Source organism: Kribbella sp. NBC_01510 (assembly GCF_045040325.1).
Classification (GTDB): domain Bacteria; phylum Actinomycetota; class Actinomycetes; order Propionibacteriales; family Kribbellaceae; genus Kribbella.
Window position 1 is genome coordinate 8,464,916 of record NZ_CP109418.1, and the last position, 19,614, is coordinate 8,484,529.

Consider the following 19,614-nt stretch of genomic DNA (forward strand, 5'->3'; position numbering starts at 1 on the left):
CATCGCCGGGGAGAGGCCGCTCGCGCGGTCTCTCCCCGGCGTGCTGATCTCCACCTCGTTCCCAGCTGGAGAAACATGGACGTGATTTCGGAGTTCTTCGTCGAGTACGACGGTCTGCAAGCCTTCCGGACGACCATCTACCTCACGCTGCTGTCGGCGTTCTTCGCGCTGCTGATCGGCACCGGGGTGGCGGTGATGCGGGTCTCCCCCGTCCGGGTGCTGCAGGTGATCGGCTCCGCCTACGTGAACATCGTCCGGAACACACCGCTGACCCTGGTCATCGTGTTCTGCAACCTCGGGCTGTTCCTGCAGCTCGGCGTCTCGCTGGCGAACAAGGATTCGGACACCTTCATCACCGACAACAACTTCCGGCTCGCCGTCCTCGGCCTGTCGGTCTACCACGCGTCGTTCGTGGCCGAGGCGATCCGCAGCGGTGTCAACACCGTGCCGCTGGGCCAGGCCGAAGCGGCGCGAGCGATCGGCCTGCCGTTCCTGAAGACGCTGCGGTACGTCGTACTCCCGCAGGCGTTCCGCGGTGCGATCGCCCCACTGGGCAACGTGCTGATCGCCCTAACCAAGAACTCGACGGTTGCCTCCGTCATCGGTGTCACCGAGGCCTCCGCGGTGATGAAGGTGATGATGGAGAACCGGCCGGACGTGATCTTCGTGGTGTTCGGCATCTTCGCGGTCGGCTTCGTCATCCTGACGCTGCCGGTCGGCGTGCTGTTCACCTCGATGTCGAAGCGCCTGGCGGTGAAGCGATGAGCAACAGCAGCGTTCTGTTCGACGCGCCCGGCCCGCGGGCCAAGCGCCTGTACGCCGCCGTCGGCGTGGGCAGCATCGTCGTGCTGGTCCTGGTGTTGTGGTTCGTCCTCGCCAAGTTCAACGAGAAGGGGCAGCTCACCGCGGCGAAGTGGAAGCCGTTCCTGACCGGCGAGATCTGGACCCAGTACCTGATCCCCGGCCTGATCGGCACGCTGACCGCGGCCGCCATCTCGGTCGTCCTGGCGCTGGTCTTCGGGACGCTGCTGGGCATCGGAAGGCTGTCGCTCGCGGCCTGGATCCGGTGGCCGTGCAGCGTGATCGTCGAGTTCTTCCGCTCGGTGCCGGTGCTGCTGATGATGCTGTTCACCTACGCCCTGTACGCCAACTACGAGGTGGTCCCGCCGGATCGGCTCGCCCTGGCCGCGGTCGTCACCGGCCTTACGCTGTACAACGGCGCGGTGGTCGCCGAACTCGTCCGCTCCGGCGTCTACTCCCTGCCGAAGGGGCAGGAAGAGGCGGCCAAGGCGATCGGCCTGACCAGCGGACAGACGATGCGCCTGATCCTGTTGCCGCAGGCAATCACCGCGATGCTGCCCGCCATCGTCGGCCAACTGGTGGTCATCCTCAAGGACACCGCGCTCGGCTACATCATCACGTACGAGGAACTGCTCCGGAAGGCGGAGCAGATCGGCAACTACAAGTCGAACCTGCTTCCGGCATTGATCGTCGTCGGCGCGATCTTCGTGATCCTGAACTACCTGCTCGGCCGGCTCGCCCAGTGGGTCGAAGGCCTGACGCGCCGCCGCGGCCGCTCCGCCGGGGGACCCATCGCCCCCGACCAGATCGACCAGACCGCCGTCGCCGCCGCGGCCGCCGGCGCCATCCCGCCGATCTGACCGACGAAGAGAAGAGCCCCTCGCACGGAGGGGCTCTTCTGTGGTCAGCGCAGGGTGTTGAAGGAGTCTCGGATGATCTCCAGTGCCTCGGCGGTTTCTTCCTCGGTCAGGGTCATCGGCGGCGCCATCCGCAGGACGTTGCCGTAGAGGCCGCCCTTGCCGACGAGGAGGCCGCGGTTCTTGGTCTCCTGCTGGAGTTTGGCGGTCGTGGCGGCGTCGGGGCTGTTGTCGTCCGGCTTCACGATCTCGGCGGCCAGCATCAGGCCCTTGCCGCGGACGTCGCCGAGCTCGGGGAACTCCTCGGAGATGCCGCGCAGTCCGTCGGCCAGCTGGGCGCCGCGCTTGGCCGCGTTCGCCTGCAGGTCGTGGTCGAGCAGGTAGTCGATGGTCGCCTTCGCCGCGCTGGTCGAGATCGGGTTGCCGCCGAAGGTGGACAGCGAGTTCGCCTTGATGCTGTCCATCAGGTCGGGCCGGGCGACCACGCCGCCGATCGCGAACCCGTTGCCGAGCCCCTTCGCGAACGTCATCGCGTCCGGTACGACGTCGTGCGCCTGGATCCCCCAGAAGTGCTCACCGGTCCGCCCCCACCCGGTCTGCACCTCGTCGGAGATGAAGAGGATCCCGAACTCGTCGAGCACCTCCTTGAAGGCGCCGTACAAGCCGTCCGGGGGTGACGAGAACCCGCCGACGCCCTGGATCGGCTCCGTGATCAGACAGGCGACGTCGCCGGCGGTGGTGGTCTCGATGACGTTGCGCAGGTCGTCGACGCAGACCTTGATGTAGTCCGCGTCGGGCAGGTCGCGGAACGGGCTGCGGTACCGGTACGCGCCCTGCACGTACTGCACGTTCACCGGGGACAGGCTGCTCGCGGACCAGCCGCGGTTGCCGGTGATCGCGACGGTCCCGAAGGCGCGGCCGTGATAGGAGTTCCGCATCGCCAGCACCTGGTTGGAGCGGCGGTTCTGGGTGGCGAGCAGCAGCGCCGTCTCGTTCGCCTCGGTGCCGGAGTTGGCGAAGAAGACCTTGGCGTTCGGGATGCCGGACAACTCGGCGATCTGCTCGGCCAGCTCGATCTGCTTGCGGATCAGGTACACCGTCGAGGTGTGCGCGATCCCGCTGCCGAGCTGCTCGCGCACCGCGTCGGAGATCTCCGCGATGTCGTAGCCGATCGCGTTGGTCAGGATGCCGGCGAAGAAGTCGAGGTAGGTGGCGCCCTCACCGTCGGTGACCCGGCGACCCGTTCCCTCCACGATCTCGATCGGCTCCTCGTAGTACAACGCGAGCCAGTCCGGCATGACGGCCTTGTGACGCTCCCAGAGCTCCGCATGTGTCATGTCCAACCTTTACCTCAACTCATAGTGCACGTCTATCGCGGTTAGGGTGCTCTCCGTGACAATGCCGAGCATTCCGCATGTGGACATCGAGTCCCTGGAGCATTTCGACCGGATCGTCGCTGCCGGGGCCACCTCGATGGACGGGTGGCGGGTGCAGTCGGTCGATCTGACCGGACGGACGGCGGAGTTGCTCGGCCTGCGCCCGATGGGCGCCCTGTTCCTCGGCTGCCTGCTGGAGGAGAAGGCGGACAGCTGGATTCGCGACGGCGGCGGACTCGTCTTCCCGGCGATCCCGTCCCTCCCCTTCGACGCCTACCGCGGCACGCTGTACGACGCCGAGGAGCTGTACGCCGGCCTCGAGCACGGGTACGACGCCACACCGGACGCCCGGATCTACGCGTGGTCCAGGCAGCACGACGAGAAGGGCGACACCAGCCGGACCCTCGCCGCGGCCCTCCACGACCACGCCATCGGCGATGCTCTCGACGATCTGCCCGGCAACGAGCCCTGGGTGGGTGTGATGGGCGGCCACGGCGTACTCCGGAGCGACGACAGCTACCGAGCCGCTGTGCTCCTCGGTCGTACGCTCGCTCGCCGCAAGCGCATGGTGGTCACCGGCGGCGGCCCCGGTGCAATGGAGGCCGCCAACCTCGGTGCGTCACTCTCGGAATACGACGACGCCGCCATCGACCGTGCACTTGCCGCACTAGCGCGCGTACCGTCGTTCAAACCCTCTGTGGCCGCGTGGGCCGCCGCGGGTCTCGACGTACGGCGTGAGTTCCCGGGGGACGGTGGTGTGTCCGTCCCGACGTGGTTCTACGGCCACGAGCCGCCGAACGTGTTCGCGTCGGCCATCGCGAAGTACTTCTCCAACGCGCAGCGTGAGGACGTCCTGCTCAGCCGGGCACGTGGCGGCATCATCTACCTGCCTGGCGCGGCCGGCACCGTGCAGGAGGTCTTCCAGGCCGTCACCCCCAACTACTACGGCGACCCGGCGACCCAGATCCCGCTCATCCTCGTCGGCATCGACCACTGGACCGTGAAGCTACCCGTCTGGCCTCTCCTGCAGACCCTCGCTTCCGACCGCCCGATGGCCCGCTCCATCCAGCTGGTCGACACCATCGACGAGGCCGCTGCCCTCGTCGGCTGAACTGTCGGTGGCGTGGTTTACGGTCCCCGGCATGATGAACTTCGTGTTGGTGCCTGGGGCGTGGCTCGGTGGGTGGGCGTGGGACGAGGTGGCCGCGGCCCTGCGTGCGGACGGGCATGGGGTCTACCCGGTGACGCTGAGCGGGGTCGCCGAGCGGCGTGGTCCGGACGCCGGTCAGCAGCAACATATCGACGACATCGTGGCGGTCATCGAGGACAACGACCTGCAGGACGTCGTACTCGCGGGCCACAGCTACTCGGGGATCCCGGTCGGTCAGGCGGCCGGGCGGATCGGTGATCGGCTGCGGCGGGTGGTGTACGTCGACTCGAACATCCCGACGGATGGGAAGTCGTTCGTCGACGGCTGGTCCGACGAAGGCCGCGCCTGGGTTCAGGAGCAGCTGACCGCGTCCGGCGGTTTCTGGCCGCCACTCACCGCCGAGGACTACGCCGACCAGGACCTCTCCGACGAGACCATCGCCCTGATCGTCTCCCGCAGCACCCCACACCCCGGCCGCGCAATCACCGAGCCAGCTGTCGTCACCCGCCCGATCACCGAGCTCCCGACGACCTACATCAAGTGCCTGCTGGACGGCGCCACCGCGTCATCCGACGTGGCCAATCACCTCGAGTCCCCGACCTGGGACCTGGTCGAGCTCCCCACCGGCCACTGGCCGATGTTCTCCCAACCAACCGCCCTGGCGAAGATCCTCAGCGGCTGCTGATCACTTGTTGGCGGCGGCGAGCTGGCCGCAGGCGCCGTCGATCTCCTGGCCGCGCGTGTCGCGGACGGTGGTGGGGATGCCGCCGGCCTCGAGGCGGCGGACGAACTCGCGCTCGTCGGCCGGGTCGGAGGCGGTCCACTTGGAACCGGGGGTCGGGTTGAGCGGGATCAGGTTGACGTGCACCCAGCCCCAGTCGCCGCGGGCCCGTAGCTTCTCCGCCAGCAGGTCGGCCCGCCAGGCGTGGTCGTTGATGTCGCGGATCATCGCGTACTCGATCGACACCCGGCGCTTGGTCTGCCGCGCGTACGCCCAGGCGGCGTCGAGGACCTCGTCGACCTTCCAGCGGTTGTTGATCGGCACGAGCTCGTCCCGCAGCTCGTCGTCCGGCGCGTGCAGCGACAGTGCGAGCGTGACCGGGATCCCCTCGGTCGCGAGCTGGTTGATCCGCGGCACCAGCCCGACCGTCGACACGGTCACACCACGCGCCGAGATCCCGAGGCCCTCCGGCGACGGGTCGGTGAACCGCCGCACCGCGCCGATCACGGCCTTGTAGTTGGCCATCGGCTCGCCCATGCCCATGAACACGATGTTGTTGACCCGTCCCGGCCCGCCGGCGATCTCACCGCGGGACAGCGCCCGCGCACCGTCGACGACCTGCTCGACGATCTCGGCGGTGGTCATGTTGCGCGTCAGTCCGGCCTGGCCGGTCGCACAGAACGGGCACGCCATCCCGCACCCGGCCTGCGAGGACACGCACATGGTGGTGCGACCCGGATACCGCATCAGGACGGACTCGACCAGCGAGCCGTCGAGCAGCTTCCACAGCGTCTTGCGGGTCTCCCCGTTGTCGCACTCCAGGTCGCGCACCCGGGTCAGCAGCGGCGGCATCAGCTCCGCGACCAGTTTGTCGCGGGTCGCGGCCGGCAGGTCGGTCATCTCGGCCGGGTCGGACACCAGCCGGGAGAAGTAGTGGTTCGACAGCTGCTTGGCCCGGAATGCGGGCTCCCCCAGCGCGGCGACCGCCGTACGCCGCTCCTCCCCGGTGAGGTCGGCCAGATGCCGCGGCGGCTTCTTGGCACGGCGCGGCTCATCGAAGACAAGAGGAAGGGAGGTAGTCATAACATCCCCGATTGTCCCTTGCCGCCGACCACATTCACAAATTCACATCCCCCACGTGCCCAGAATCACAGACCCGGTCAGCTCTCGGCGGCCGGCTCCTTGCGATCCGAGTGACCGAGCTTGCGGTCCGGCGCGATCCGGTCACGCACCAACTGCTTCAGCGTGGGGATCTCGGCGAATCCACCCTCCGCCTTGCGCGACCACAACGTCTCCCCGTCCAGCCGCACCTCGAAGACGCCACCGGTGCCCGGAATCAGCGCGACCTCCCCGAGCTCCTTCGGGAAGGTGGTCAGCAACTCCTGCGCGGTCCAGGCCGCCCGCAACAACCACCGGCACTGCGTGCAGTACTCGATCTCCAACCGCGGTTCCCTCGTCACGGCGACAACGGTATCGCCGTGACGAGGGGCGCCTTCAGGCCGAGTAGTCCTTCGGCGGGATCAGGGTGGCGAGCTGGTTGAAGGTGAGCCAGTACGTCGCTGTCGGGGCGAAGCCGGCCGGGTCGGCGATCAGCACGGTCGTGTCACCGGAGTCGTACCCGATCACGGTGAAGTAGTGGTAGATCGTGTAGTTCGGGTAGCCCGGCGAGTGGTTGTTGGCCGGGGCAACGATGTTGGCGACGAATATTCTCCAACCCTTTCCACCCAGCTCGAAAGGTCAGGCGGCAGCTTCCTCCACGGGCTCGATGATCTCCCGGACCAGCCAGCGCACCGCCCGCTCCGGATACGGCCTCGGCAGCGACAGCACGATGTGATCGAACCCCAGTCCGACGGCGCGGTGCACGATCGCCCGGGTCGACGCCGGATCGTCGTACGAGACGATCTGCTGCAGTGACCGGCTGATCGTGCCCGGGTCGCGGCCGATCCGCGCGCACTCCGCGTCCAGCCGCCGTACGCGATCGGTCAGGACGTCGAAGTCGTTGTGCGGCGGGCCGGCGATGTTCCAGATGTCGGCGTACTCCGCGATCAGCCTCATCATCCGGTTGCCCCAGCCGCCGATCAGCAGCGGCGGACCCGGTCGCTGGATCGGCTTCGGCTCGTTCCGGTTCTCCTCGAGCGTGTAGTACCTGCCGTGGAAGTCGAAGACGTCCTGCGTCCACATCCCGCGCAGGATCTCGATCGTCTCGCGCAGCCGATCCACGCCCTCCCCCGGCGGTACGAGCGTCAGGCCGTACGCCGCGTACTCCGCAACGGCCGGGTTCGGGCCCGGGATGCCGCCCGTACCGGCCGGCTGATGCGTACCGCCGGCACCCAGACCCATGATCAGCCGCCCACCAGAGATCACGTCCAGCGTGCTGGCGACCTTGCCGAGCACCGCCGGCGGGCGGATGCGGTTGCTGGTGACGAGCAGCCCGAGCCGGAGCCGGGTCGTCTGTGCGGCCAGCGCGGTGAGCAGCGTCCAGCCTTCGAGCACGTCGCCGTCCTTGGGGCCGACCAGCGGCAGGAAGTGGTCCCAGAGCCAGGCGTCACGGAGCTGCGGAACCTCGTCGGCCTCCAGCCAAACGCGCTGGATGTCGGCGTACGGGACATGCATCGGGGTGGTCTTCAGACCGAAAGACAGTTCCATAATCGTCAGGATAACTGATGATCAGCTCTCCTGACGATCAGGTTGCCGGTAGATTTGCTCATATGGTGTCGGACCGGCTGGGGTATCTGCTCAAACACGTCCTGGCGCGGCTGACCGAGGCGCAGACCAAGGCGCTGGCCCCGCACGGACTGAACGGCCGCGATCTGGCCGTGCTGTCCGCAGTCGCGTCCGGCGAGCCGCTGTCACAGCTCGAGGTCGCATCCAGGCTCCGCGTCGACCGGACCTCGATCGGCGACCTCATCGACGGCCTGGAGGACCGAGGATTCGTAGAGCGCCGGCGGAGCCCCGAGGACCGGCGCCGCAACGTCGTCGCGCTGACCGAGCTGGGCGAATCCACCTACGCCACGGCCGAACGGATCCGGCTCGAGGTCGAGCGCGAGTTCCTCGCTCCCCTGGGCGACGGGGAACGCTTCCGCTCGGATCTTCAGGCCCTGCTGGGGGAATGACGGTTCTGCCGCGCCCGTTGGACTCTGCATCATGGCTGCACTCTCCGGCGTTCCCCTGTCCGTGCTGGACCGCTCGCGGACGCGAGTAGGTGAGACGGAAGCCGAGACACTGCGTGCGACCGTCGAGCTGGCTCAGCAGGTCGAAGAGCTTGGGTACAAGCGTTTCTGGGTGTCAGAGCACCACAGTGTGCCCGGAGTGGCCGGCTCCGCTCCCACAGTGCTGGCTGCGGCAGTAGCCGCCCGTACTAGTCGCATCCGCGTCGGCACCGGCGGTGTGATGCTGCCGAACCACCGGCCGCTCGTGGTGGCCGAGCAGTTCGGAGTGCTGGAGTCGCTGTACCCGGGCCGCATCGACATGGGCCTCGGCCGATCAGTCGGCTTCACGAACGGCATCCGTCGTGCCCTGGGCGTCGAGAAGGATGCGACCGAAGACTTCGCCGCCCAGGTCCGCGAGCTGCTGGCGTATCTCGCCGGCACCCAGCAGAACCAGGTCCACGCCCGCCCCGGCGAAGGTCTGCACATCCCACCGTTCATCCTGGCGGTCGGCGAAGGCGCTGCGATCGCAGCATCTCTGGGCCTGCCGGTGGTCCTCGCCGCTCGCTCCGAGTCTCAGGTGCTCGAGACCCTCGACCAGTACCGCACGAGCTTCCAACCATCGGCCTGGACGTTGGAACCCTACGTGATCCTCGCTGTCACCGCCGCGGTCGCGGACACCACAGAAGCTGCCCGGCAGATCCTGTTGCCCGAGGCATGGGCCAGCGCGTACTCACGCACCCGTGGCGTGTTCCCGCCTTTGCAGCCGGACGTGCCACCCGAGATGACCGCTCGCGAGCAAGAGTTCTTCGAGAGCGGTCTCCGTGGCCAGATCTACGGCACGCCTGACGAGGTCGACGCAGCACTCGGCGGTCTAGTACGCCGTACCGCCGTCGACGAAGTGTTGATCACGACCAACACCTACGACCGGGCTGACTTGCTGGCGTCGTACGCCGCCCTCGCGGAGCTGGCGCTACCGGTTGATGCGCGCCTCTAGGCCCTTGCGGACCTCAGGCCACTCATCGGCCAGGATCGAGAACACGACAGTGTCGCGGAACGAGCCGTCGGCCAGTCTCTTGTGCCGGCGCAGCACGCCCTCACGCGTCGCACCGAGCTTCGCGATCGCTGCCTGAGACCTGGTGTTCTTCGAGCCGGTCTGGATCTTCACCCGGCCGAATCCGCAGTCCTCGAAGGCATGCTGGAGTAACAGCAGCTTCGTCGCCGGATTGACCGCCGTACCCCAGACCGCCGGCGCGTAGCCGGTCCAGCCGAGGTGGATGCTCTCGTTGACCAGGTCGACGTCCCCGAGGCTCGACGTACCGACAACCGTGCCGTCGGCAACCAACCGGACCGCGTAGGCGAACCGCTTCGCCGCAGCCGGGATCCACGCGGCCCGCATCGCCTCCGCGCTCTCCGGCCCACGACCGCCGCCGAATCCCCCGGCGTACACCTCTTCGTTGCCGATCGCGGCGTACAGCTCCTCGATGTCGCTGTCCCGCAGCCGGTCCAGTCGTACGACGCCGCCCACCAGGGACCGTCCGTCCGGTGCGACCGTCATGGCTTCACCAGGAGATGCAGCACCAGCCAGACCGCGGGCGCCGTCGCCAGCAACGAGTCCAGCCGGTCCATCACGCCGCCGTGCCCGGGCAGCAGGTTCGACATGTCCTTGATGCCCAGGTCGCGCTTGATCATCGACTCGGCGAGGTCGCCGACCGTGGCAGTCAGCACCGCGACCGCACCAACGATCGCACCGGCCCACCAGTCCCCGTCGAGCAGCCAGACGACCGAGGCGATACCGGCCCCGATGCAGGCGAGCACCGAGCCCGCGAAGCCCTCCCAGGACTTCTTCGGGCTGATCGTCGGCGCCATCGGGTGCTTGCCGAACAGAACACCGGCCGCGTAACCGCCGACGTCACTGGCGACCACGACCAGGAAGAACGTGACCACCCGCTCGGGGCCGTCCACCTCCGGCTGGACCAGCAGGATCGCGAACCCGGCCAGCAGCGGCACGTAGCCGATCAGGAAGACCCCAGCGCTCGCGTCCCGCACGAACCCGATCGTCCCGCCCGGCACCCGCCAGAAGATCGTCCCGAGCACGGTCAGCGCGAGCGCGACCAGCAGCGCCATCGGTCCGCCGAAGTACGCCGACAGCAGCATCGCCGTCGTACCGACGAAGAGCGGGACCCGCGGGATGATCGCCCCGCCGGTCCGCAGCGCCTTGATCATCTCGTCGACGGCGATCAGTACGACCGCCAGCACGAGGACGGTGAACAGCACCTTCTGCCAGAACAGCGATCCGAGGATCAGCGCGCCGAGGCCGACACCCACGGCGATCGCCGCAGGCAGGTTCCGCCCGGCGCGGCTCGGGCTGGGACTCGGCGCGGGCGTGCTCTCGACGCCCATCACACCTCGAGCAGTTCGGCTTCCTTGTGCTTGAGCAGCTCGTCGATCGAGTCGACGTACTTCTTCGTCAACCCGTCGAGGCGCTTCTCAGCACTCTTGCCCTCGTCCTCGCCCGCATCGCCGTCCTTGACGGTCTTGTGCACCTGATCCATCGCGTGCCGGCGGATGTTGCGGACCGAGACCTTGGCCTCCTCGGCCTTGGTCTTGGCGACCTTGATGTATTCCTTGCGCCGCTCCTCGGTCAGCTGCGGCATCACCACCCGGATCACCGCGCCGTCGTTGCCCGGGTTCACACCCAGGTCAGAGTCGCGGATCGCCTTCTCGATCGCCGTCATCGCACCCTTGTCGTACGGCGAGATCAGCACGGTCCGGGGCTCCGGCACCTGGAAACCGGCCAGCTGCTGCAGCGGCGTCGGCGTGCCGTAGTAGTCGGCCAGGATGCCCGCGAACATCTGCGGGTGCGCCCGGCCGGTGCGGATCGCGGCGAAGTCGTCCTTCGCGACCTCCACGGCCTTCGCCATCTTCTGCTCGGCTTCGCGGAGAGCTTGGTCGATCACGACATTCCTCGCTTCCTCAGGGCCGCCTCGGCGCGGCCACTCCAACCAACGAACACAGGAACCCTACGAACGCAGGTTTACCAGATAACGGACATCCACCCGTGTCGAACGATCCTAGTCGTACGGGCGCGTACGGCGTACCTGGGGCTACTGGCCCGGGGAAACGACGGTGCCGATCTTCTCGCCGTGGACGACCCGGGCGATGTTGCCCTCCTCGAGCCCGAAGATCACGATCGGCAGCGCGTTGTCGCGGGCCAGGCTGATCGCGGTCGCGTCGGCCACCCGCAGACCGCGGGCCAGGAAGTCGTCGTACGACAGCTGGTCGAACTTCACCGCGTCCGGGTTCTTCTTCGGGTCGGAGTCGTACACCCCGTCCACGCCCTGCTTGCCCATCAGCAGCGCCTCGGCGCCGATCTCCAGCGCACGCTGGGCGGCGACCGTGTCGGTGGAGAAGTACGGCATGCCGGAGCCGGCGCCGAAGATCACCACGCGGCCCTTCTCCAGGTGCCGCTCGGCCTTGCGCGGGATGTACGGCTCGGCGACCTGGCCCATCGTGATGGCGGTCTGCACCCGGGTCTCGATCCCGAGCTTCTCCAGGAAGTCCTGCAGCGCCAGGCAGTTCATCACCGTGCCCAGCATGCCCATGTAGTCGGCCCGGTTGCGCTCCATCCCGCGCTGCTGCAACTCGGCGCCGCGGAAGAAGTTGCCGCCACCGACCACGACGGCGACCTGGACACCGGACCGGGCCACCTCGGCGATCTGCTTGGCGATCGAGTTCACCACGTCGGGGTCGACGCCGAGCTTGCCGCCGCCGAACACCTCACCCGAGAGCTTCAGCAGCACCCGATGGTAGGCGGGCGCGAACGGCGAAGAGGCCGGACTCGTCTCGGTACCCAGGGTTTCCGTCACGATTCCGGCCTCCTCGTCGATGAAGAACTGTGCTTTTCCTGCGATCAGGCGCCGACCTCGAAGCGGGCGAACCGCTTCACGGTCACACCGGCCTCGTCGAGCACGGCCTTCACGGACTTCTTGCTCTCCTGGACCGACGCCTGCTCGAGCAGCACGACGTCCTTGAAGAACCCGTTCACCCGGCCCTCGACGATCTTCGGCAGGGCCTGCTCCGGCTTGCCCTCCTCGCGGGCGGTCGCCTCGGCGATCCGCTTCTCGTTCTCGACCGTCTCGGCCGGGACCTCGTCGCGGGTGGTGTAGAGCGGGCGCATCGCAGCGGCCTGCATGGCAGCACCGCGAGCGGCCTCGACGTTGTCGCCCTCGAACTCGACCAGCACGCCGACCTGGGCCGGCAGGTCGGCGGCACGCTTGTGCATGTACGCCGTCACCTGGCCGTCGAACACGGCCACCTTGCCGAGCTCGAGCTTCTCGCCGATGACCGCGGCCAGGGCCTCGATGTTCTCGGCGACGGACTTGCCGTCGGACAGCTTCTCGCTCAGCAGGCCCTCGACGTCGCCGACCTTGCTGGCGGCGGCGTGCGCGACGATGTCGGCGGCGAGCTGCTGGAACTGCTCGTTCTTGGCGACGAAGTCGGTCTCGCAGTTGAGCTGGACCAGCGCGTTCTCCGCCGCGGCCACCAGACCGTTGGTGGCGGAGCGCTCGGCGCCCCGCTTGGCGGCCTTGGCCGCGCCGTGGATGCGCAGCTCCTCGATCGCCTTCTCGAAGTCGCCGTCGGTGGTCTCGAGCGCCTTCTTCGCGTCCATCATGCCCGCGCCGGTGGCGTCGCGGAGCTTCTTCACGTCAGCGGCGGTGTAGTTCGCCATTCCTCGTTCTCTCGTCTTGTCGATGCGGCTGGATGAGCGGGGCAGGCCCGGTTGCGGACCATGCGGCGCAGCGGGGTGCCGCCCGGCGGACCGGGCGGCATCCGTGGCTGTCAGGCCTCGTCGGCCTTCGGGGTCTCCTCGGCCTTGGCCTCGGACTCGGTCCCCTCGACCACGACGGCGTCGGTCGCGATCGGCTCGGTCAGCACCTCGGTGGCCGGGGCGTCCGCGGCGGGGGCCTCGGCAACCGGAGCCTCAGCGGCCGGAGCCTCGGCAGCCGGGACCTCGGCAGCGGCCGGGGCGTCAGCGGCCTTGGCCTCGGTGGTGCCGTTCTGGCTCTCCAGCAGCTCCCGCTCCCAGGCGGCCAGCGGCTCCTCGGCGCCCAGCTCCTCGCCGGCCGCGGCAGCGCCCTGGCCACCACGCGACATCAGACCGTCGGCGACGGCGTCGGCAACCACGCGGGTCAGCAGGCCGACCGAACGGATCGCGTCGTCGTTGCCCGGGATCGGGAAGTCGACCTCGTCCGGGTCGCAGTTGGTGTCCAGGATGCCGATGATCGGCAGCTTCAGCTTGCGCGCCTCGTCGACCGCGAGGTGCTCCTTCTTGGTGTCCACGATCCACACGGCGGCCGGAACCCGGGCCATGTCGCGGATACCGCCGAGGGTCTTCAGCAGCTTGTCGTGCTCGCGCCGCTTCTGCAGCAGCTCCTTCTTGGTGACACCGGAGGCCGCGACGTCGTCGAAGTCGATCAGCTCCAGCTCCTTGAGCCGCTGGAGCCGCTTGTTCACGGTCTGGAAGTTGGTGAGCATGCCACCCAGCCAGCGCTGGTTCACGTACGGCATGCCGACCCGGGTCGCCTGCTCGGCGATGGCTTCCTGGGCCTGCTTCTTGGTGCCGACGAACAGGATCGCGCCGCCGGAGGCGACCGTGCTACGAACGAACTCGTAGGCGCGGTCGATGTACGACAGCGACTGCTGCAGGTCGATGATGTAGATGCCGTTGCGCTCGGTGAGGATGTAGCGCTTCATCTTCGGGTTCCAGCGCCGGGTCTGGTGCCCGAAGTGCACGCCGCTCTCAAGGAGCTGCTTCATGGTCACGACGGCCATGAGGGTGTTCCTCCTGTCGCGCCCGGCTGCTCGCGCGGGCGCTGTTCTCGGTTGTCTCGCGCCGAACCGGGTGGCCCGCCGCTCCTGATGCCCGTCGCACGAACCCACCCGGGAGGTCCCGGGACCGAGGGAAACGCGCTGTTGTGCGGGCATGCGTAGTCGTCCCACTCACATGGGACGCCACCGGAAGTGTACGGGACCAGCCCCGCCGAAGGCGAACCGGCCACCGGTTGTCCACAGGCCGCGAACTCACTGTCCGCAACCGCCCGTCCCGACGGCATGTTCCAGGGTATGAAGCTCATCCTCCTGACCCTGACCACAGCCGCGCTGACTCTCGGAACCACCCCACCCGCCACGGCGGCCCCGCCGGTGCGACCGGCGTGGCCTCTCCAGCCACGACCACAGGTCGTGCACGGCTTCGAACTCCCGGCCAAACCCTGGCTCCCGGGCCATCGCGGCGTCGACCTGGCCGGCACCCCGGGCCAACCCGTCCTCGCGGCGACCACCGGCACCATCACGTACGCCGGTCCGCTCGCGGGACGCGGCGTGGTCACGGTCTCGACCGGCCCTCGCCGTACCACCTATGAGCCGGTCGTCCCGGCGCTGGCGGTGGGGGCCGCCGTGACCCCTGGCACCCTGATCGGCCATCTCTCTGCCGCCGGCTCGCATTGCAGACCCGCGACCTGTCTGCACTGGGGCCTTATCCAGGGCAAGCAGTACCTCAACCCGCTCACCCTGGTCCCCGACCGCCCGGTCCGCCTACTTCCACTCAGCCCAGATCCGCCACCCCGGGCGGCAGCTCCGCCACCTGAACCAAGCCCGCGTGCCGAGCGTGCCGACGCACCGCACGACACGTCCCGAGCCGGGGAGCGGACGGCCGCCGCCATCGTCGGCGCGACGGCAGCCCTGATGCTGGCCGGCGGTCTGCTGATCAGGCGCCACTAGGGCGTGTCTCCTAAATGGTGGCTGGTTGGTCGGTGATGCTGGTGGGATGTCGCGTCTGGCTGTGTTGAGCGATGCCCAGTGGGCGAGGATCGAGCCGTTGCTGCCGTCGTCGGTTGGTCAGCGGGGGCGGCCGTTTCGTGATCATCGGCAGGTGGTCGAGGGCATCGTGTTCCGTTTCCGGACTGGTGTTGCGTGGCGGGATTTGCCGGCGGCGTTCGGGCCGTGGCAGACGGTCTGGAAGCGGCACCGCAGGTTCAGCGCCGATGGCACCTGGGACCGGATCCATGCGCGGCTGCTGGCCGAGGCGGACGCGGCCGGCGAGGTCGATTGGAACGTGTCGGTGGACTCGACGATCAATCGTGCGCATCAGCACGCGACGAACCTGCCGCGTGCTCTGGGTGGCACAGGGGGAACGATCGAACTACAAGAATCCGCGCGGTGAACCGCCTGATCACGCGATCGGGCGCTCGCGCGGTGGCCTGAGCACGAAGATCCACCACGCCAGCGACGGCAGGGGCCGGCCGCTGGCGATCCTGGTGGGTCCGGGCCAGGGCCATGACTCACCGATGTTTCCGTACCTGCTCGCCGCGATCGCGGTGCCACGGATCGGGCCGGGTCGGGCCCGCACCCGGCCCGACCGGGTCCTGGGCGACAAGGCCTATTCGTCGCGCGCGAACCGCGCCCTGCTGCGGGCCCGCGGGGTCGTCGCGGTCATCCCCGAACCCGCCGACCAGCAGACCAACCGCAAACGACGCGGCCGCCACGGCGGCCGACCGGTCGGCTTCGACGCCGAGATCTACAAAGGCCGCAACGTGGTCGAACGATCCTTCAACACCCTCAAGCAATGGCGCGGCCTGGCCACCCGCTACGACAAACTCGCCCTCACCTACCGCGGAGGCGCCGTTCTCTGCGCGATCGTCAGCTGGCTACGCCAATAAGGAGACACGCCCTAGTCCGGCCAGACCTAGGCGGGCAGATTGACCTGCCATGAGACCCCGAAGCGGTCGTTGACCCATCCGAACTTCCGGCTGAAGCCGTACTCCCCGAGCGGCATCAGCACCCCGCCCTTCTCGGACAGGGCGGCGTACAGCCGGTCGAGCTCGGCCTCGTCCGCACAGTCGACGAACAGCGACACCGACGGAGTGAAGGTGAACTGGTGCTGCACAAAGCTGTCACTGCACATGAGCCGCTGCCCCGCGAGCGTGAACACCGCGGTCATCACCGACCCCTCGGGGCCCGGACCTTCCGCGCCGTGCCGAGTGATCGAGACGACCTCTGCGTCGTCGAAGAGCGACACGTAGAAGTTCATCGCCTCCTCGGCCCTGCCCTCGAACATCAGGAACGTGGAGATCTGCTCAGCCATCAAACCCCTCCTGTAGTATCGACTTATATAAGTCGTCACTGTAGCAATGGCCGGGCCGGAGCGCGAGCCTCAGCTGCCGGGGACCCGAGCCTGCCAGGCGTCCTCGTCGCGGGAGCGGCGTTCGACGCCGGCCGGAAGCTTGTTCTTGGCGAGGTCGATGAGCGTGGTGTGCTCGAGCACGTCGCGCAGGCTGGCCCGCGCGGCGATCCAGACGCGCTGCAGGACGACGGCCCGCTCGTTGTACGCGACGCTCTCGGGCCGCACCCCGGAGATGCTCACGATCGGTCCGTCCACCGCGCGCATCACGTCGGCGACCGAGATCTCGTTCGGATCGACGGCCAGCCGCCACCCGCCGGACTGGCCGCGCTGACTCACCAGCACGCCGGCGCGGCGCAGGTCGGCGAGGATGCCCTGCAGGAAGCCGTGCGGAATCCCCTGCGCGCGACTGAGTTCCTCGGCCGACACCACCGAGGGATCGTTCGCCACCCATCGCTGAGTGATCTCGATCAACGCCCGCAACGCATAGTCAGACTTCGCCGAAACCCGCATGTCCCGCAGTCTGCCCCATCGCCCTGCCACCGCGCCGCATCCACACCCCGTCCCGGCCGCGGATCAGGCTCGAGGATGGGCCTGCTCGTAGGCCTTGCGGAGCCGGTCGGTCGAGATGTGGGTGTAGATCTGCGTGGTCGCCAGCGAGGCGTGCCCGAGCAGTTCCTGGACACTGCGAAGATCGGCGCCACCTTCGAGCAGATGGGTAGCGGCCGTGTGCCGGAGCCCGTGCGGCGACAGGTCCGGCGCGTCGACGACCCCGATCCGCTCGTGGACGAGACGTCGTACCGCTCGCTGGTCGATCCGGCCGCCGCGAGCGCCGAGGAAGACAGCCGGGCCGCTCCCGTGTCGCGCCACCTCCGGTCGCGCCTCGTCCAGCCATCTCTGGAGAGCTTCGGCAGCGGGCACGCCGTACGGGACGGAGCGTTCCTTGCGTCCCTTGCCGAAGACGCGGACGACGCGACGCGAGGTGTCGACGTCGTCGATGTCGAGGGCACAAAGCTCGCCGACGCGGATGCCGGTCGCATACAGGAGTTCCATGATCGCCAGATCGCGCAGCCCGACCGGGCTGCCGTCATCCGCTGCCACCGCGGCGGCATCCAGGACGGCTCGAGTGTCGGCCTGGCCCAGCACGCCGGGCAGGGTTTTGTGCGGCCGCGGGCTCGCCAGCAACGCCCCCGGATCCGTGCTGATCCGGCCGGTCCGCTGCGCCCACGCGGTGAAGACACGCGCGGCCGTGGCCCGCCGCGACATCGTGCTGCGCGCCTTGCCGAGGCTCTGCTGCTTGGCCAGCCAGGAGCGCAGCCCGCGGATGTCGAGGGACTCGAGATCATCGTGACCAAGCCGAATCAAATGTTCGAGTAAATCCGCGACATCTCCGATGTAGGCTCTCACGGAATGTCTGCTGAGGTCTCTTTCCGCCGTCAGATGCCGTTCGTAGTCAGCCAGTAACGCAGCGAAACCTTCCGGCCAGTCGGGGTTCGTGCTGACAGCGTCCGGCGTCATGCCTCGACGATGCGGGAGCCGGCCCGGCATCGCAAGCCACCGCGCGGGGGTCGAGGAGGGGAGGTCTGGTCGATAGCCCGACGGTCGACTACTGTTCGGCCCGATTGCCCTAGTAGCAACGGAGGCACCCCTGACCATGGCCCCCTCAGCGAACGGACAGACCGTAGGCCGGCGCCTGCCGGTCGAGTCGGCGTTCACTCGAGTCGAGGACGCGCGACACCGTCTGCCGCGCTTGTTCGGTCGTCGCGACCTGGTTGTACTTGGCCTGGGCGTGATGATCGGGTCCGGCATCTTCAGCATCAGCGGTAACCAGGCGGCCACGGTCGCCGGCCCGGCCGTGATCATCTCGTTCGTGATCGCGGCGATCGTGTGTGTGCTGGCCGCGGCCTGCTACGCCGAGCTGTCGTCCACCATTCCTGTTTCGGGCAGCGCGTACACCTTCAGCTATGTGACCTTCGGCGAGATGTGGGCCTGGCTGGTCGGCTGGGCGCTCGTGCTCGAGCTCGTCACCGCGGCGGCCATCGTCGCCCGCGTCTGGTCGGCGTACTTCCTGGCCACTTTGGACGGATTCGGCGTGACGCTGCCCGCCGGTGTGGCCAAGTTCTTCGGCCCGAACGCCGAGGTCAACCTCGTCGCCCCGGTGCTGTTGCTGATCCTGACCGCGTTGATCGTGACCGGCACCAAGCTGTCGGCCCGGGTGCTGACGGTCGTGGTGATCGCCAAGGTCGCCGTGATCCTGCTGGTCGTGATCGTCGGCGCCGCGCACATCAACATGGCCAACTACCACCCGTTCGTGCCGATGGCCCGGGCCGCGCCCGCGACCGCCAGTCCGACGTTGCTCGGCTGGATCCTGGATTCGTCGTTCGGCTCCTTCGGCATCATGGGCATCTTCACCGCGGCCAGCTCGATCGTGTTCGCCTACATCGGGTTCGACCTGATCGCGACCGCGTCCGAGGACGCGCGCAGCCCGCGCAAGACGGTTCCGCAGGGCATGCTGCTCGGCGTCGGCGCCGTCACGATCCTCTACATCGCGATGGCCGTCGTACTGGTCGGGATGCGCCCGTACGGCAAGCTGGGCGGCAGCGCACCGGTCTCGGAGGCGATGGCCGCGGTCGGTGTCGGCTGGGCCGCGAAGGTGGTCAACCTAGGCGCCCTGTTGGCGCTGATGACGGTGATCATGGTTGTTCTCATCGCGCAGAGCCGCGTCCTGTTCAACATGGGCCGCGATGGTCTCCTGCCGAAGAGTCTTGGCCGAGTCAGCCGGGTCTACTCCTCCCCCGCCCGCGCGGCGGCCGCTGCCGGCGTCGCCGCCCTGGCGCTGACGCTCTATCCGAAGGTGCTGGAGCTGGAGGAGTTGCTGGTCATCGGCGCGTTGTTCTGCTTCGCGTTCTGTGCGATCGGCGTCCTCACCCTGCGCCGCTCCGAGCCGAACCTGGAGCGCGGCTTCCGGGTGCCGATGGTGCCGCTGATCCCGCTGCTGTCGCTGGGCGCAACACTGTGGCTGATGCTCAACATGAAGACGAGCACCTGGACGAAGTTCGGCATCTGGATGGCGATCGGACTGGCGATCTACGGCCTGTACGGGCGCTGGCACAGCCGGCTGGCGAACGAGGACAGCTGGGACTTCGACATCGGCGACACCGATCCCGGGACCGGCGGCCTGCAGGCCATCCGGCCCGATCCGAACGAGTTGCGTGCGGTGCGCACACCGCCGCACGAGCAGCACAAACCGTCCCGCGGCAAGCACATGCGCAACTGACGCCGTCCCGGCGGTTGTCCGCGGCAACGTCGTGCCCGTGATCGTTGTCCCCGGCAACATCATCGGTGACAGAGTTGTCCACAGGCGAAAACTGAGGTCTGAAATCG

23 protein-coding genes are annotated in these 19,614 nt (G+C 68.3%); 9 read left to right on the forward strand and 14 right to left on the reverse strand.

Annotated features, from left to right (window positions below):
• The first annotated feature begins 75 nt into the window (after positions 1-75).
• Entirely contained in the window at positions 76-765 is a 690-nt protein-coding gene (locus tag OG558_RS41295) for an amino acid ABC transporter permease (RefSeq protein WP_405067905.1), read from the forward strand.
• Complete coding sequence (locus OG558_RS41300) at positions 762-1,661, forward strand: amino acid ABC transporter permease (protein WP_405067906.1); 900 nt, start codon at positions 762-764, stop codon at positions 1,659-1,661. The genes OG558_RS41295 and OG558_RS41300 overlap by 4 nt, the downstream gene beginning before the upstream one ends.
• A gap of 44 nt (positions 1,662-1,705) precedes the next feature.
• On the opposite strand, the gene OG558_RS41305 is transcribed toward OG558_RS41300, so the two are convergent.
• Positions 1,706-2,995, reverse strand: coding sequence for an aspartate aminotransferase family protein (locus tag OG558_RS41305; RefSeq protein ID WP_405067907.1), 1,290 nt, complete (start codon positions 2,993-2,995; stop codon positions 1,706-1,708).
• A gap of 61 nt (positions 2,996-3,056) precedes the next feature.
• Between OG558_RS41305 and OG558_RS41310 the strand changes: the two genes are divergently transcribed.
• Entirely contained in the window at positions 3,057-4,145 is a 1,089-nt protein-coding gene (locus OG558_RS41310) for an LOG family protein (protein ID WP_405072283.1), read from the forward strand.
• Between the two features lie 31 nt (positions 4,146-4,176).
• Positions 4,177-4,869, forward strand: coding sequence for an alpha/beta fold hydrolase (locus OG558_RS41315; RefSeq protein WP_405067908.1), 693 nt, complete (start codon positions 4,177-4,179; stop codon positions 4,867-4,869).
• On the opposite strand, the gene rlmN is transcribed toward OG558_RS41315, so the two are convergent.
• From rlmN to OG558_RS41335, 4 genes are all read right to left on the reverse strand, one after another.
• On the reverse strand, positions 4,870-5,988 hold the full coding sequence (rlmN, locus tag OG558_RS41320; protein ID WP_328519484.1) for a 23S rRNA (adenine(2503)-C(2))-methyltransferase RlmN: 1,119 nt from the start codon (positions 5,986-5,988) through the stop codon (positions 4,870-4,872).
• Positions 5,989-6,065: 77 nt separating this feature from the next.
• Positions 6,066-6,365, reverse strand: a complete 300-nt coding sequence (locus OG558_RS41325) for a SelT/SelW/SelH family protein (protein WP_329479498.1) — start codon at positions 6,363-6,365, stop codon at positions 6,066-6,068.
• Between the two features lie 34 nt (positions 6,366-6,399).
• Positions 6,400-6,531 carry a hypothetical protein gene (locus tag OG558_RS41330; RefSeq protein ID WP_405067909.1) on the reverse strand — a complete coding sequence of 44 codons (132 nt, stop codon included), beginning with the start codon at positions 6,529-6,531 and terminating at the stop codon, positions 6,400-6,402.
• A 111-nt stretch (positions 6,532-6,642) separates the two neighbouring features.
• Positions 6,643-7,551 (reverse strand): LLM class flavin-dependent oxidoreductase, encoded by a 909-nt coding sequence (locus OG558_RS41335; protein ID WP_405067910.1) that lies wholly within the window; start codon positions 7,549-7,551, stop codon positions 6,643-6,645.
• A 62-nt stretch (positions 7,552-7,613) separates the two neighbouring features.
• Here OG558_RS41335 and OG558_RS41340 point away from each other — a divergent pair, with 62 nt between their 5' ends.
• Together OG558_RS41340 and OG558_RS41345 are read left to right on the forward strand one after the other, a co-directional pair.
• Complete coding sequence (locus OG558_RS41340) at positions 7,614-8,018, forward strand: MarR family winged helix-turn-helix transcriptional regulator (RefSeq protein WP_405067911.1); 405 nt, start codon at positions 7,614-7,616, stop codon at positions 8,016-8,018.
• 31 nt (positions 8,019-8,049) lie between these two features.
• Entirely contained in the window at positions 8,050-9,048 is a 999-nt protein-coding gene (locus OG558_RS41345) for an LLM class flavin-dependent oxidoreductase (protein ID WP_405067912.1), read from the forward strand.
• Here the strand turns inward: OG558_RS41345 and OG558_RS41350 are convergent.
• The 6 genes from OG558_RS41350 to rpsB all read right to left on the reverse strand — a co-directional run bounded on the left by OG558_RS41350 (position 9,025) and on the right by rpsB (position 13,886).
• Positions 9,025-9,609 (reverse strand): GNAT family protein, encoded by a 585-nt coding sequence (locus OG558_RS41350; RefSeq protein WP_329479508.1) that lies wholly within the window; start codon positions 9,607-9,609, stop codon positions 9,025-9,027. The genes OG558_RS41345 and OG558_RS41350 overlap by 24 nt on opposite strands.
• Entirely contained in the window at positions 9,606-10,454 is an 849-nt protein-coding gene (locus OG558_RS41355) for a phosphatidate cytidylyltransferase (protein ID WP_405067913.1), read from the reverse strand. Before OG558_RS41355 ends, OG558_RS41350 begins: the two co-directional genes overlap by 4 nt.
• Positions 10,454-11,008 carry a ribosome recycling factor gene (gene frr / locus OG558_RS41360; RefSeq protein ID WP_329484939.1) on the reverse strand — a complete coding sequence of 185 codons (555 nt, stop codon included), beginning with the start codon at positions 11,006-11,008 and terminating at the stop codon, positions 10,454-10,456. The genes OG558_RS41355 and frr overlap by 1 nt, the downstream gene beginning before the upstream one ends.
• A gap of 150 nt (positions 11,009-11,158) precedes the next feature.
• A complete protein-coding gene (pyrH, locus tag OG558_RS41365) occupies positions 11,159-11,920 on the reverse strand; it encodes a UMP kinase (protein ID WP_329479512.1) in 762 nt (253 codons plus the stop codon).
• Positions 11,921-11,964: 44 nt separating this feature from the next.
• Positions 11,965-12,783 (reverse strand): translation elongation factor Ts, encoded by an 819-nt coding sequence (gene tsf / locus OG558_RS41370; RefSeq protein WP_405067914.1) that lies wholly within the window; start codon positions 12,781-12,783, stop codon positions 11,965-11,967.
• 110 nt (positions 12,784-12,893) lie between these two features.
• A complete protein-coding gene (gene rpsB / locus OG558_RS41375) occupies positions 12,894-13,886 on the reverse strand; it encodes a 30S ribosomal protein S2 (RefSeq protein ID WP_405067915.1) in 993 nt (330 codons plus the stop codon).
• A gap of 291 nt (positions 13,887-14,177) precedes the next feature.
• Here rpsB and OG558_RS41380 point away from each other — a divergent pair, with 291 nt between their 5' ends.
• Complete coding sequence (locus OG558_RS41380) at positions 14,178-14,831, forward strand: peptidoglycan DD-metalloendopeptidase family protein (protein ID WP_405067916.1); 654 nt, start codon at positions 14,178-14,180, stop codon at positions 14,829-14,831.
• A 46-nt stretch (positions 14,832-14,877) separates the two neighbouring features.
• A protein-coding gene (locus tag OG558_RS41385; RefSeq protein WP_405065019.1) for an IS5 family transposase occupies positions 14,878-15,769 on the forward strand; the annotation gives its coding sequence in 2 pieces (ribosomal slippage) (positions 14,878-15,233 and positions 15,232-15,769; 894 coding nt in all).
• Between the two features lie 26 nt (positions 15,770-15,795).
• Here OG558_RS41385 and OG558_RS41390 read toward each other — a convergent pair.
• The 3 genes from OG558_RS41390 to OG558_RS41400 form a co-directional block, all read right to left on the reverse strand.
• Complete coding sequence (locus tag OG558_RS41390; RefSeq protein ID WP_329479520.1) at positions 15,796-16,194, reverse strand: VOC family protein; 399 nt, start codon at positions 16,192-16,194, stop codon at positions 15,796-15,798.
• Between the two features lie 69 nt (positions 16,195-16,263).
• A complete protein-coding gene (locus tag OG558_RS41395) occupies positions 16,264-16,743 on the reverse strand; it encodes an Rrf2 family transcriptional regulator (RefSeq protein ID WP_328519471.1) in 480 nt (159 codons plus the stop codon).
• A 63-nt stretch (positions 16,744-16,806) separates the two neighbouring features.
• On the reverse strand, positions 16,807-17,748 hold the full coding sequence (locus tag OG558_RS41400) for a tyrosine recombinase XerC (protein WP_405067917.1): 942 nt from the start codon (positions 17,746-17,748) through the stop codon (positions 16,807-16,809).
• A 136-nt stretch (positions 17,749-17,884) separates the two neighbouring features.
• Here OG558_RS41400 and OG558_RS41405 point away from each other — a divergent pair, with 136 nt between their 5' ends.
• Positions 17,885-19,507, forward strand: a complete 1,623-nt coding sequence (locus OG558_RS41405; protein WP_405067918.1) for an APC family permease — start codon at positions 17,885-17,887, stop codon at positions 19,505-19,507.
• The last annotated feature ends 107 nt before the right edge of the window (positions 19,508-19,614 follow it).